Here is a 13,201-nt window from a genome sequence, read left to right on the forward strand (position 1 = left end):
TAAAATTAAGCCAAGTTAAACTTGGCTTAATTCTTTACACTTCCTTGTTTTTAGTTTTTTCCTCTCGTCTTAGAATCTATCCAGTATTAATTTCATTCTTTTTTCGCAATTGAAAAAATAATTTGTTAAATTTCCCCCATGAGAAAACCATATCCCAGCGACATTAGTCGAGAAGGTGCATTAGATGCCATAACTATACATAGAGATACTTTACAAAATGTAGAGGTTGTACTTGTTGATGGTGGTTATACAGGCGAACCCTTTTCTTTGGCTGTTAAGAATTTAATTGGAGCTCGAGTTGAAGTTGCTAAACGAAGTGAATTACATAAATTTGCAGTCATTCCTCAACGCTGGGTTGTTGAAAGATCATTTGCTTGGTTGGAAAAATGCAGAAGACTTTGGAAAAACTGTGAAAAGCACCTAAATACGAGCCTACAATTCGTTAATTTAGCCTTTTTAAGGTTACTTTTGCATAGAAAATATTCTGGATAGGTTCTTAGAGCTGGTTGTAGTTTTACCTTTATGAAAAAATCAATAATAACCGCCTAAGTTGCGGTTTTTTTAATGTGATGCAAGAACAGGCTATTTGCAGAATCGCGCCGTGGTCAGCAGCTGCCGACATTACGACTTAGATTCAATAAACAAAACTGAATGGCTAGATTGGTATGCGTATTTGTATGATGTACTGAATATATTGCCGACAATGAAAAGATAGCCAAAATTAAAAATATGAACGGGATGAAATATAAGGTTTGATTAATATTTAAACTCATATTGATTATTTTTATATTTTTTTAACCTACAACAAAGATTTTTTTCAAGTGCTGCTAGATTCAGGCACATCTATTAGTTTTAGAGGTGCAGTATGACAGCACTCAAAAAGGATGAGGATAATATTGTCTCATTCAACAAAGGTAAAAAAATGGCCGATAAGTTCGAAAAAGGCTATGTCATGTCCAGCCGGCTATACCGGTATGAGGTACGACCTTTTTTAACCGACGCTGCAAGAAATATCTATGCGGAGCTTGAAGATCGTATTAACGGCTTTCAAGACAAGGTCACTGACCACGTAAGCTATTCACAATTACAAGGCGGAAAGCTGCCTGGTTCTAAGAAAATGGGAACAGCTACAGTCAGAAGAGGTCTTAAGGAGTTACTAGATTTAGGTGTGATTTCGGTTGTTAGTGAAAAAAATAGAAAGGGTAATGAATACCAGATTAATGAGGTTTCACTAGTTGAGCACTTCCAAAATGAAAGCACTACTTCCAAAAGTGAAGCGCTTTCAAAAGTGAAGCGCCACTACTTCCAAAATGAAAGCGCTAGCACTTCCAAAACTGAAGACACAATAGAATTAATTTATAGAACTATATCTATAGAATTATTAATTAAGTCGCTTCGCGTCAAAAATCCGTTGAAAGCTAATTTCTATGCTTATTTAATCTTTGTAAAACAACAAAAAGCGCAAGCTGAAAAAGAACGCAAAGACAAAGCACGAAAGCTACCTTATGACGAAGTCATGAAGCTGACATCTGAAACATTCAAAAACCTCTGTGATTCTGCTCTCTGGGAGCAGTACGTTTCATTTCGTTCTCAAATAGCAAAAACAAAACTGACCAAAAATGCCCTGAATACGATCTATAAAGATTTCCAAAAGTGGGGATTTGAGAGAAATAATCAGGCTTTAAAAACATCAATCACTGGTAACTATCAAGGTCTGTTTGAGCCTAAGCCGCTATTCAAATTTACACAAAAAAATCAAAAGTCGTCTCGCTGGGATGAGATTCAACAGTTGATCGCAAACGAGGAGCAAGCTGATGACAGCTATGGTTTCTAATCCACAACATTCTATTCAATCAATTAAATCGGCTAATCTTGTTGGAATCCTAAAAGCAATTGTACCACGTTCCTTTGAAAAGACTTTTGACGGTATTCCTCTAGAGGCGATCAATCAAGCGATAAAAATCTGCATTAGGGGTCTGACTCGTGAACAGATCTTAACTGGATTGAATACGGTTCGTGATAGCGGTTTTTGTCCAGATCCAGCAATGTTCCGCAAATGGTGTCTTGGTATCACCGGATTTCACACTGAACAGCAAAGAGCTGCTGATTCATTCAAACGGCAACATGCTGCCTTATCGAATGTAATCAAGTGGTTTAATAATAAAAACCATCCAATTACTAATGCTGAAAAAGAAGCGTATGATCGCTGTTCTGAAATGTTTTGTGCAATTCAGTCTTCAAAGGATGTTGAAAGAGCCTGTAATCTAGCATATCAGGCATTTAAAGATAATTACATTGACGTAGTCAAAGAGTACGTTGAAAAAGGCAAGCATCAGGCGATTTGGAAGAAGCCAACGATTGTCGAGAAGAAGATTCTTGCTGATTATGGTGATGGCGTTGAGCTTAAACCCCACGATGTGCTTAAGGGCGACGAGCTTAAAAAGTGTCTTGAGGAGGCCAAAAGAAAAATCAAACGTGGGGCAGAGTAAGTTTTATGGGGAGATTTATTCTTAAGCTCTGGGTGACGTACCCGGTAGAGGCAAACGAGCTGGTCAAACTTCATGACGAAAGCTTTGATAAAGACTGGTTTGATGCATTGAGCTTTGAATTGAGAGTGAGGAATGCAGAGTTTCCGGTGATGCCTGAATATAAGAATCATCCATTTCGGGGGACTCAGCAATTATCACGACATCCAGTGTTTGAAAGGCTAAAGACTATCGAGTGTTCTATTTTGCCATTCTGTCACTTGTTCAATGACAGTATCCGTCACTTTACTAATAAGAGAGGCAGATCATCTGCATCGTACATTTCTTTAAAGAAAGTAGGACTTACGCATTGACGGATTTAAAAAAGTCTCAAACTACTTTATAACGTATCTGTGATCAGACGAACTAAACATGCTTCTACAGCAACTTGTACATTACCCATTTATATGGGCTTTCTCATGACAGAACCAAACTCTATTAGCTGCACACAACTTGCCGAGACTTATAATATCTCGCATGACAGTGTAAATCGCTTTTTGGAGCGTGAAGACTACACAGCTCACGATCTATATCAAGAAGCAATTCAACACATTGATAATAATAAACTTATAGTCAGTATTGATGATACTGTTTTAGATAAGCCATATAGTCAACATATGGACTTAGTTAGCTATTTTTGGTCAGGTAAACACCACCGATCCGTCAAGGGTATTAATCTCATTACCTTGTATGCGACAGATCAACATGGCAAAAATATTCCAATTAATTTTCGAATTTATGATAAGTCAGAAAGTAAAACCAAGAATGATTACTTTATGGAGATGTTAAGTGAAGTACTCAATTGGGGTGCAAAGATTCAATTTATTACAGGTGATAGTTGGTATTCATCGACTGAAAATCTAAAAACCATAAGAAAACATGGTATTCGATTTATGTTTGGTGTCGACAGTAACCGTAAGGTTTCCCCTGAAAAAGGACAATGGTTTCAACTCCGTTTATTGCCGAATTTTCATCAGGGTCAAGTGGTCTGGCTCAAAGATGTTGGCTTTGTACAATTATTTAAGACTCAGTTAAAAGAACAGCAGAGATTTTATATTGTGCATCAAGATGAAGATGATTTATTGTCCTTTGATGGTTTTTATGAATTACATTCAAGTCATTGGAAAATAGAACAATATCATCGAGTAATTAAACAGGTTTGTCATATTGAAAAGTTTCAAGTAAGACGATCCAAGCTGATTTTGAATCATATTTTCTCAGCCTTGATGGCCTATGTTGAGATACAAAAGAACCAGTTTGAGCGGATCTTTGAAAATGTATATCGTTGGCAGAAGAAATTATTTAGACCAATTATCAAGAACTTTATTGATGACTTTATTCTCGATAAAAATCATCTGCTACCACAGAGAGTCTATAAATAACAGTGCGTAAGTCCTATACATATATTTTTACTGTATCTTTTTCAAATCAAAAAGTTCAATATAATCTTGGTAAATACACTACTTTCCAAGAATATTGGTATGAAAAATCAGCTTATCAAGGCAATATTGATGCAATGTTGGCTTTAGGTAAATATTATGAACTGAAAGCAGATAGCTTATCTATGGATAAAGCAATATATTGGTATCAAAAATTAGTTGACATGGATAATTCTGAAGCGATGTTTGCTTTAGCAAAAATATATGAAGCTAAAAATGATAGCAATCTGCTTGAACAAGCCATAACTTTGCATATTAAATTAGCTAATCAAGATAATAAAGAAGCGATCAAATCATTAATTTCTATTGATAAGAAAAAAAATCAATATAAAAATGTAATTTTCTGGTATCAAAAGTTAGTTCGGGATGAGAGAAATAATGAGATTTATGAAAATATAAAAAAATATAATAATGATGTTGATAATAAAATTGTATGGTTAATTAAGGCTGAAGAAAAAGGTGATATTTTCGCACAAATTAATTTAGCTTCTTATTATGAAATAAAAGGTAATGAGAAAAAAGCTTTTGATTTATATAAAAAGCCAGTAAATGAACAGTATGCCCAATATATTATTGATATAGCAAAGTCATATTATTCTTTAAAAGATATTAGTAATGCGCTTCTTTGGTATAAGAAATCTGCACATCTTGGAAATATTGAATCTATAGATTTTTTAATAAACTTTTATTTGAAAAATAATAGCACAAAGGCATTATATTGGATAAAACAGCATCCTAAAAATGATAATGAGGATATTTCTTATATTAAAAAACTTGCAAATTTCCATGAAGAAAATAAAAGTTACTATGAGGCGACTCTTCTTTATAAGAAATTATTTCGTTTAACAAAAGATTATAATTATGCAATTAATATTGGTGATATGGTTTACTATGACAATAGAATAGATGAGGCTAAATATTGGTATAAAATAGCACTAAGTCACAATATTGATCTAGCAGAGGAAAAACTATTTAGAATTGAAAGATGATTCTTTATTTTTCTTGATTCATAGAGAATTTAAATTGATAATGAACTCTATGAATCAAGAAGTTAAACATTAATTTAAATACTTATTACCTGCTATCTTTCTATACTCAGCAAAGTATTTAAGGAGTCACAGACTTGGTTAACTCTCAGTTTTAGTTTATTACGATCATCCTTATCTCTCTGAAGCTGTTGTTCAATTTTAATGATATTGTCTGACTCTGCCTGTAACCGCTCTTGAAGTGTTTGATAGATTGTCTCAATATGATTTTCTGCAATCTCTCGTAACTGTATAGCCACTTGTTGATCTAGGTTATTTAACACATTGGCAATAACATTATCGATCTCAAAACGTAATTGCTCTTGCTTACGTTTTTCTGCAAAGAACATACCACCAAAAATTCCAGGAATGATTAAGAAAGGTAATGTCAATCCCAATGCCATAGATGCAACAATACCAGTTGCACCACCGACAACCATTGCAGTGTTAGCATTACTTTCATCCGTTGCATGTATATTCGGCAGATAAGATACAAGGGAAGTATTGTGATGAATTAGGATAGCCGCATTGAGCTTTTTTGCAGAGCGCTCTATTACCGGATATAAAGATTGCTCAGTCGCCAGTTGAAAGGTATTTTGTACATCTGCCTGAATTAAAGCTTGTAATGTGCTTTCTCCACTTTGTGCAACACTATAATAGTGTGGTTTACGTGCATTCAACATAGTATCTATAGTGCTGATCACCTCGGTACGGATATGACTTTCAACTAAACGTAATAACACTACTTTTTCTCGTTCATACTCTTCTCTCACTCGTTGTTGTGAGTCATGTATAGCTTGTTTTTGTTGGTATAAAGTTTCTCTTGATGTATCTGTAGCTAATTGTTGTTCCAGATTCTGTTTTGCTAAAAAAATTAAAGTTTGAACTTGATGTTTTAAACTTTGCTCAAATAGCTCTTCTTTTTGTTCCTCAATATGATTGAATAAATCAACTAAACCTTTTAAATCATTTTCATGGGCGGAACAGCCACGAACTAGTGAATATTCTTCATCAATCGCTGACTGTTGCGCAATAGCTTGTCGAACTGCTAACCGTTCTTGGCTACTGATTAAATCTTCCTGACAAACGAGTAAAGAAACTGGTTTCCCCATCGTATATTGGCGTAATACGAATTGGCGTTCAGCTTCGCCCAAATGAGTACGAGCAACACATAAAATAAAACTACTATTGGCTGTGCCTGAGTAACGGATTAGAGCTTCTTCATGTGAGCCAACATTTGATTCAAGCCCAGGGGTGTCCACAATAACTAAATCTGGATGTCTAGCTAAAGCAGCATTATGTAAATGAATTTCGACCCATAAAATATTTTGTTGTTCTAAAGTGCCGTTACATAGCAACTGCTGATAAATATCTAGGGTGTATTCTTCTCGGTGAGTATTGTTTATATTGTCTTGCTCGGTGACCACAACTACCTTTTGTTTATCATATTCACTATAGTGAAACTCTGTCGGATACGAAGTGCATGCCCCTAAATCAGTAAGCTGGATATTCTGCTCTAGCCATGTATTGAGCAAAGTAGATTTTCCGACACTAAATTTCCCAATCAAAGGTACAGATAATTTAAAGGTTAAAATATTAGCTTTCACCTGATTGATTTGTGGTTGTAAAGCTGATGATAAGATGCGTTCATCTATTAACTGTTGCAGCTGTCCCAAAGCAGCTAACCAATTCTGTTTTTGTTTATCGATTGAGGTTAGTCTATAGGGGGTAATTCCTGCTGTTTTTAAATGCCATAATATAAGTAAAGCTAGATCCCATGCAGAACTTTGCTTACCTGTCGTAAAGAGGGAGAGATTGTCTAAGTTAACAATTTGCTCAAGACTAAAATCATGAATACTGTTGGAATATAATTCATCAAATAATAAAACTGAGGGCTGTTGTGCCGTTGCAAAAGAATCTTTCTGATTGATTTTTTTTAATTGGTGGAACAATCTATTTTTTAAGTTCGATTGCATATAGAGATCTTGTATAAAGTCTTGAGGGTCGATATCTTCCAAACCGACTTGATTTAAAAAAGCCTGTAAAAATTCTAAATCTTTCCCCCCCCAAACACCTTCGGTTTTATGAATAAATTCATTGATTGCAGTGCATAAACGCAAGGATTCAGGCATTTGTTTATAGCTTAGTCCCTGAATTTTTTGGATATGAGAAAGCTGCAACCAATCTTGTAATTTTTCATGTTTTTCTAGGCGTTCAATGCGAGCTTCATGTTGGATAATACGCTGTCTAAGTGAGGTATAAGCCAAAGACATTGATTGATAAACTTGTTCAAGATCGTTTAAACGAGTTTGTTCTTGCTGTAGAAGCTTGTCTGTAATCCCATGTAATTGAGATTGAATAAATGCTATAAATTCAACTGATAGACGTTGTTCACTTTGTAACCCTTTTAGCATGCGTAAAGCAGCTAGTTGAGCAGTAAATAATGTTCTAATCGGTTCATTGGCTTGGTACTCGAGAACATCTTGTGAAAATACTTTTAATTTTAATTTATCCAAAAATGATAAAGGAGTGACCTTTTGATTGTCATACTGCAATAATTGCATCGCATCTAAAGCGGCATTTTCAATCACCATTCGATTATTCTGATTCTCAATCAAAAAGCGTTCTATACAGTCCTGTAATTCAGGGTGACTTTTTGCCTGTTCAGCAATCAATAGATTTTGTGCCTGTAAATAATCCAGTGCCAATGGTTCATAATTTGTAGCAATGGTTTTTATTTCTTGGGTAAAATCATCATTTTGAATAGTGTGATTAAAATCATGAATATCATGATTTAATTGTTGTTGATGATTCATATTTTTCCCTTGTTGTTCTTGCTGATGTGTAATTGCAAGTTGATGTCCTGAATAAGCAATTTGCCATTGCCGTGCGGTGATTTGTGCTGTTTCATTTACGCTACGCATCCATCCATTTACAATATCTTTTAAACCATGCTCAAACTGCTGACGCTCTCTAACATTACTTACTAGCCATTGTGCCAAAATCGGGACTAAAATGCCGACTGTTCCTGCAACTGATACCGCCGCCACAGTAACTAAAGTCAAAATCCCACGATTTAAACCCGCTTGTTTAATTGCGGACATCATGGTTTCACGATTAATGTCACCATTTTGATAACGCTGATAAATTTGTTTCACATCCCATGTAAAGGTTACGATAAAAGCTGATAAACCTGCATCAATATGAGTCACAAAAGTTAACCCACCTGCGGTGACGGCTTTTCCTGCCCCTTGTTGAATATGTGTTAATGTTTGATTACTTTTTAAATCCTTAAGTAAAGTTGCCCCTGCATTATTTAACTGTAATTCGCCAGAACCTACTTGTTTTAAAGTACGAGTAATCGCAGGAGCAAGCTCAAATACACTGACAAAAGCAGTTGCCATCAAGGCATTACCCATAAAATCTACGGTATGGTCTATAGTAGAACTTTGTTGAGCGTATTCTGGCATCATACCCTGACGAAACTCACTTGTTCCCTGTTGTGCTTCGGTATAGCTAAGAGGCGTTGAGCTAACACCATTGGTATCAGTGATACGATCTGTAAAGGTAATCTGATTTAACGCATTGACTTGTTCAATTTGTCCATTGACTTGGGCTTGATCAATTTGAGTTTGATGTATTTGTTGGACTTGGACTAACTGATCACTTGGTACAATAATCTGCTGACCAGCATATTTTGCGACTAGTGTACCGGATTCATCAGTAAATAATTCTGCTCCAGCGGCATAGCTTTGTTCAGGCGTAGAAAAGTATTTAGGATTAAATGCCATACCCGAAGTAGTTTGAATATCGACTGAACCAAACTCACGACTATTGACTAAGTTCGCAACATCGTCACCTGACTGATTCGATTGATTAACATTATAACTGGCTGCATGGTGGGTTTCAGCAAAGTAACCTGCTCCTCCAAATTTATTACCAATTATTTGTGCTTGGTTATCTGAAAAATTTACAAAAGCAGAGTGCTGTAGATTACTTAGATTTTGATCTTCTAAAGTTTGATTTGCCATTAAGTAGGATGATGCGAAATCAGTACTCTTTTGTTCCATAAGACAATTCTATTTTTACTAGTTAATGAAATTAATTTTAGTATAGCTATCAATATTATAATATCTGACTTCTACCACGATGTAATATCTTTCAAAACTTTTTTGGTTAATCAGCTGTTTGAATGAATTAGAGCTGCTTATTTGAATGAAATACAATGATGCAATCTCAATCAAACTGCATTGGATGCTTAATTTGATACTCTGAATCAGTGTGATAGATAAACACAGCGATAATGGTTCATTTCTGATCACAAGCCAATATGAAACGAATATATGGCTAAATCATTTTGAAGACCAAACGGTTGGAGAGGCATTATTAGATCGCATTGTTCATCGATCCCATATTTTTAATCTAGAAGGTGAATCTATGCGTAAAAAGAGAGGTAAAGAAGGAGGCTAGTTTTGATTCTTGTCCAAGTAAGGCGACACTTTAATTCCTGAATAAGTTTATTAAAGTGTCCAACTTGAATGAGAATGGGTGTTCAAGTAGTTGTTGATTTTGCAGGTAGCTTTGTGAGAGGAGCAATTTCTGTCTAAGCTAGACATATTATTGGAAAAATCAAATGCCTTGAATTGTGTTTAAAAAATAAGCATAGTGGATGTAAATCAACAAGATCTGACTGACAGAGCTGGAGCGTATACATGCCGCGTGTTTTTATGATTGTAGCCGCTGTGACACTGGCAATTTTTATTGGGCTGTTTTATCAGAATTCGGTCCAGCAAAAACATCAGGCCGAGCTGCTCGAATATGAAACTGTGCTTGAAGAAAAAACCGAGAGTATTGCGCAGCAGGCACAGGACTGGTCTAAACCGATTCAGATTGAACTTGAGGATGACCGTCTGGATGGTGACTATGCCATCATGGCTGAGTTTATGCTGGGGCAATTGCGCGACAGTGCCGAGGAACGCAATCAGTATCTACGCGACTTAAAAGCCGCCAACTGGCAGAATTTTCTGAATATCGACCGCTTGGCCAAGGATCAGGCACAAGGCTATAAAGAAACGGAAGCGATGCTCAAGCAAGTCCATCAAATTGTGAACAGCTATCAGCAGAAAATCCAGCAGCGCGATGCCGAGCTGATCGACAAGGCACAGCAACTGGATATTAAAAACCGTTATCGCCAGCAACTGAGCCTGACCCTGAAAGACAGTCAGCAAAATAGTAATGCACATGTCATTTTTGAAATTGAAAAACAGACTCTGGCCAAGGCCGATGCCTTATTTGCAGTATTGAAAAAGCATAAATGGCAAAAGAAAAATAATACCTTTATGTTCTATGATGATAAAGCCGTGCAAGAGTTTAATGCGCTGTATAAAGAAATGCTGCATCTGAATAAGCAGATGGAACGAGTGGCGACTGCCAACCAGAAAGCAGTTGAAAACAAGTTGTAGCCTGACTTAGATGACAGGATTGCCATAGGACTGTCATCTGCTGTTCAAACTCTCTTGCTAAATTGAAGGGGTCGCACAGATCACGACATAACATTTAAGCAGGTGAATCATGCAAACAATTCAGGTTTTTGCTGATATTCAGCAGGTGTACGGTGAGTTTGTCGCAAATAAAAAATGTCCAAAATTACAAAGGATGAATAACGAGGATAAGAACCGATTGTTCTTAAATCAATATTTCACGCTGATCGAGGACTGGCACTATACCGAACAGATTGTGATTCAGTTCAATCAGCAGTATTTCAGTCTGGATTTGGGGAGCGCACCGGATTTTATGGATCAGGACAAATACATCAGCTGGCTGAAGTCGGAACTGCTGCATTAATCGAATCGCCATATTCCTCATTGATATACAACCGAGCTGTCTCAATAGAGGCAGCTTTTTTATTTTGATAGAAAACTGGTATTGATCTTGCTGTTGCATCGGCACAGCGCGAACAGGCGCTGATTCCAATTCCGATTTGAACAGGCTATGCTGAAACTTATTACCGCTGCCAAAAGAATGACAGGCGGAGCATGGATGATATGGAGGGCAAAAAATTATGCAACAGTTGAGATGTTATAAGGAACTTCCAGTCTGGAACCAGCAGAGTATTCCTCAGGGCTTCAAGAATCAACACAATACCAAAGCGGGTACGTGGGTGAAACTGACAGTATTAAAAGGTGAGCTGCGTTTTGCCATGCTGGAAGAATCTGGTGCGGTGCAATCAGAGCATGTGTTTACACCAGAGCAGCAACCGCCATTTATTCGGCCTGAGGCCTGGCACAAAATTGTTTCTGCCAGTGAAGATGTCGAATGCCAGCTGCGTTTTTACTGCCAGCCTGTGGATTACTTCATCAAGAAATATCAGTTAAATCCTACCCATTCTGAAGTACTGGCAGCGATGCCCTATTTAAAAGGTGGCCGTGCGCTGGATGTCGGCTGTGGTACAGGGCGTAATGCGCTTTATTTGAGTCAGAACGGCTTTAATGTCGATGCCTGGGATGTTAACGAGAACAGTTTGCAGACTTTAAGACAGATCGTGCAGACCGAGCAGATTGATCATGTGCAGGTACAGCGCCGCGACCTTAACACGGATACCAGCATTGCAGGCCAATATGACTTTATCTACTGTACTGTAGTGATGATGTTCCTTGAGGCGAAAACCATTCCACCGCTCATTGCACAGATGCAGCAGGCGACCGTGCCAGGTGGCTATAACCTGATTGTTTGTGCCATGGATACGCCAGATATTCCGGCACAAGCCGATTTTCCATTTGCTTTTCAGCCGGGGGAGTTGCGAGGGTATTATGAGGGCTGGAATATCGTGAAATACAATGAAGATATCGGTGAGCTGTATCGTGTCGATGAGCAGGGCCAGCGGATTAAACAGCACTTTGCCACCATGTTAGCGCAAAAGGTTTAAATAAGATTAAGTCTTTTAATTCCTGAAAATAAATTAAATCATCCAAAATAAATGTATTAGTTCAGACTTGATCGTACATTCTTCTTGAAAAAGAGAAAGTTACCCGTTTTGATAAAGGTGTCGAAATCTTAATCAAACAAAGGTAACTTTCTTATGTTGCATACTAACAATCAAATCATTAAACACAAAGTAGGTCTGCTTAATTTAGCTGAAGAGCTTCAGAATGTATCCAGAGCATGCAAAGTGATGGGTGTTTCAAGAGATACATTTTATCGCTATCAGGAATTAGTGAAGTCTGGTGATATTGACGCACTGATCAATAAATCCCGTCGAGTACCAAATTTAAAAAACCGTGTAGATGATGCTACTGAACAGGCTGTTATTGATTTCGCAATTCAATATCCCGCATATGGTCAGCACCGTACTAGTAATGAATTACGCAAGAAGGGTGTATTCGTTTCAGGGAGTGGGGTTCGCTCTATATGGCTTCGTCATGATTTAGAAAACTTTAAGAAGCGTTTAAAAGCACTTGAGGCTAAAGTGGCACAGGATGGTATTGAATTAAATGATCAGCAGATTGCGGCACTTGAACGTAAGCATGAGGATGACGTTGCTTGTGGTGAAATCGAAACAGCTCATCCAGGCTATTTAGGCGCGCAAGACACCTTTTATGTCGGGAATCTAAAAGGTGTTGGACGAATCTATCAACAAACATTCATCGACACTTATAGCAAGGTCGTTCATTGCAAGCTCTATACAACAAAAACACCGATTACAGCGGCTGATTTACTCAATGATCGTGTGTTGCCATTCTATCAATCTCAGGACTTACCAATGCTTCGCATCCTCACAGACAGAGGTACTGAGTATTGCGGTAAGGTAGAACAACATGACTATGAGTTGTATCTGGCAGTTAATGATATTGATCACACGAAGACAAAAGCAGCTTCGCCGCAAACAAATGGTATCTGTGAGCGTTTCCATAAGACGATTTTGCAGGAGTTCTATCAAATTACGTTTAGGAAGAAGCTTTATAGCTCATTGGAAGAATTACAAGTTGATCTAGACGATTGGCTGAAATTCTATAATACTGAACGGACTCATCAAGGAAAAATGTGCTGTGGTCGTACACCACTTGAAACTTTACTTGATGGAAAACGGATTTGGGCTGAGAAGAATTTAGCTCAAATTTAACCTGACAGGCACAATAAAAAATGGGTAACTGTCAGATCAGGTTTGAGCTAGTACAAATAAAAAAAGATGTCAGGCTGACATCTTTTTTATGCT

Annotated in this window: 10 protein-coding genes and 2 pseudogenes; 10 read left to right on the forward strand and 2 right to left on the reverse strand. The window is 37.1% G+C overall.

What is annotated here, in order from left to right:
* Positions 1 to 168: 168 nt before the first annotated feature.
* The 3 genes and pseudogenes from ACIG3F_RS06145 to ACIG3F_RS06155 all read left to right on the forward strand — a co-directional run.
* Positions 169 to 492 (forward strand): annotated as a pseudogene (locus tag ACIG3F_RS06145) (transposase); the annotation flags it as partial.
* Positions 493 to 865: 373 nt separating this feature from the next.
* On the forward strand, positions 866 to 1,834 hold the full coding sequence (locus ACIG3F_RS06150; protein ID WP_180186157.1) for a hypothetical protein: 969 nt from the start codon (positions 866 to 868) through the stop codon (positions 1,832 to 1,834).
* On the forward strand, positions 1,815 to 2,489 hold the full coding sequence (locus ACIG3F_RS06155; RefSeq protein ID WP_180186156.1) for a hypothetical protein: 675 nt from the start codon (positions 1,815 to 1,817) through the stop codon (positions 2,487 to 2,489). Before ACIG3F_RS06150 ends, ACIG3F_RS06155 begins: the two co-directional genes overlap by 20 nt.
* A 221-nt stretch (positions 2,490 to 2,710) precedes the next feature.
* Here the strand turns inward: ACIG3F_RS06155 and ACIG3F_RS06160 are convergent.
* A pseudogene (locus ACIG3F_RS06160) lies at positions 2,711 to 2,817 on the reverse strand (transposase); the annotation flags it as partial.
* A gap of 61 nt (positions 2,818 to 2,878) precedes the next feature.
* Between ACIG3F_RS06160 and ACIG3F_RS06165 the strand changes: the two are divergent.
* Both ACIG3F_RS06165 and ACIG3F_RS06170 read left to right on the forward strand, forming a co-directional pair.
* Positions 2,879 to 3,907, forward strand: a complete 1,029-nt coding sequence (locus ACIG3F_RS06165; protein ID WP_396469603.1) for a transposase — start codon at positions 2,879 to 2,881, stop codon at positions 3,905 to 3,907.
* A gap of 2 nt (positions 3,908 to 3,909) precedes the next feature.
* Entirely contained in the window at positions 3,910 to 4,953 is a 1,044-nt protein-coding gene (locus ACIG3F_RS06170) for a tetratricopeptide repeat protein (RefSeq protein ID WP_396469604.1), read from the forward strand.
* Positions 4,954 to 5,045: 92 nt separating this feature from the next.
* Here the strand turns inward: ACIG3F_RS06170 and ACIG3F_RS06175 are convergent, their stop codons facing one another.
* Positions 5,046 to 9,059 carry a dynamin family protein gene (locus tag ACIG3F_RS06175; protein WP_396469605.1) on the reverse strand — a complete coding sequence of 1,338 codons (4,014 nt, stop codon included), beginning with the start codon at positions 9,057 to 9,059 and terminating at the stop codon, positions 5,046 to 5,048.
* A 211-nt stretch (positions 9,060 to 9,270) separates the two neighbouring features.
* On the opposite strand from ACIG3F_RS06175, the gene ACIG3F_RS06180 reads away from it, so the two are divergent.
* The 5 genes from ACIG3F_RS06180 to ACIG3F_RS06200 all read left to right on the forward strand — a co-directional run bounded on the left by ACIG3F_RS06180 (position 9,271) and on the right by ACIG3F_RS06200 (position 13,108).
* On the forward strand, positions 9,271 to 9,459 hold the full coding sequence (locus ACIG3F_RS06180) for an ATP-binding protein (RefSeq protein ID WP_262458973.1): 189 nt from the start codon (positions 9,271 to 9,273) through the stop codon (positions 9,457 to 9,459).
* A gap of 242 nt (positions 9,460 to 9,701) precedes the next feature.
* Entirely contained in the window at positions 9,702 to 10,451 is a 750-nt protein-coding gene (locus ACIG3F_RS06185; RefSeq protein WP_004729250.1) for a hypothetical protein, read from the forward strand.
* A gap of 109 nt (positions 10,452 to 10,560) precedes the next feature.
* A complete protein-coding gene (locus tag ACIG3F_RS06190) occupies positions 10,561 to 10,833 on the forward strand; it encodes a hypothetical protein (RefSeq protein WP_396469606.1) in 273 nt (90 codons plus the stop codon).
* A 217-nt stretch (positions 10,834 to 11,050) separates the two neighbouring features.
* Positions 11,051 to 11,914: an SAM-dependent methyltransferase TehB gene (tehB, locus tag ACIG3F_RS06195; protein ID WP_396469607.1), complete on the forward strand. Its 864-nt coding sequence runs from the start codon at positions 11,051 to 11,053 to the stop codon at positions 11,912 to 11,914.
* 153 nt (positions 11,915 to 12,067) lie between these two features.
* On the forward strand, positions 12,068 to 13,108 hold the full coding sequence (locus ACIG3F_RS06200) for an IS481 family transposase (RefSeq protein WP_004642076.1): 1,041 nt from the start codon (positions 12,068 to 12,070) through the stop codon (positions 13,106 to 13,108).
* Positions 13,109 to 13,201: the final 93 nt, after the last annotated feature.

The sequence above is a fragment of the Acinetobacter sp. NPDC052428 genome, assembly GCF_044547685.1.
Lineage (GTDB): Bacteria > Pseudomonadota > Gammaproteobacteria > Pseudomonadales > Moraxellaceae > Acinetobacter > Acinetobacter lwoffii_G.

What these genes read in the sequence shown, in the direction of transcription:
- ACIG3F_RS06155 (WP_180186156.1), top strand. Translation starts at nt 1,815, where the DNA reads ATGACAGCTATGGTTTCTAATCCACAACATTCTATTCAATCAATTAAA.
- ACIG3F_RS06200 (WP_004642076.1), top strand. Translation starts at nt 12,068, where the DNA reads ATGTTGCATACTAACAATCAAATCATTAAACACAAAGTAGGTCTGCTT.
- ACIG3F_RS06175 (WP_396469605.1), bottom strand. Translation starts at nt 9,059, where the DNA reads ATGGAACAAAAGAGTACTGATTTCGCATCATCCTACTTAATGGCAAAT.
- ACIG3F_RS06150 (WP_180186157.1), top strand. Translation starts at nt 866, where the DNA reads ATGACAGCACTCAAAAAGGATGAGGATAATATTGTCTCATTCAACAAA.
- tehB (WP_396469607.1), top strand. Translation starts at nt 11,051, where the DNA reads ATGCAACAGTTGAGATGTTATAAGGAACTTCCAGTCTGGAACCAGCAG.
- ACIG3F_RS06190 (WP_396469606.1), top strand. Translation starts at nt 10,561, where the DNA reads ATGCAAACAATTCAGGTTTTTGCTGATATTCAGCAGGTGTACGGTGAG.
- ACIG3F_RS06185 (WP_004729250.1), top strand. Translation starts at nt 9,702, where the DNA reads ATGCCGCGTGTTTTTATGATTGTAGCCGCTGTGACACTGGCAATTTTT.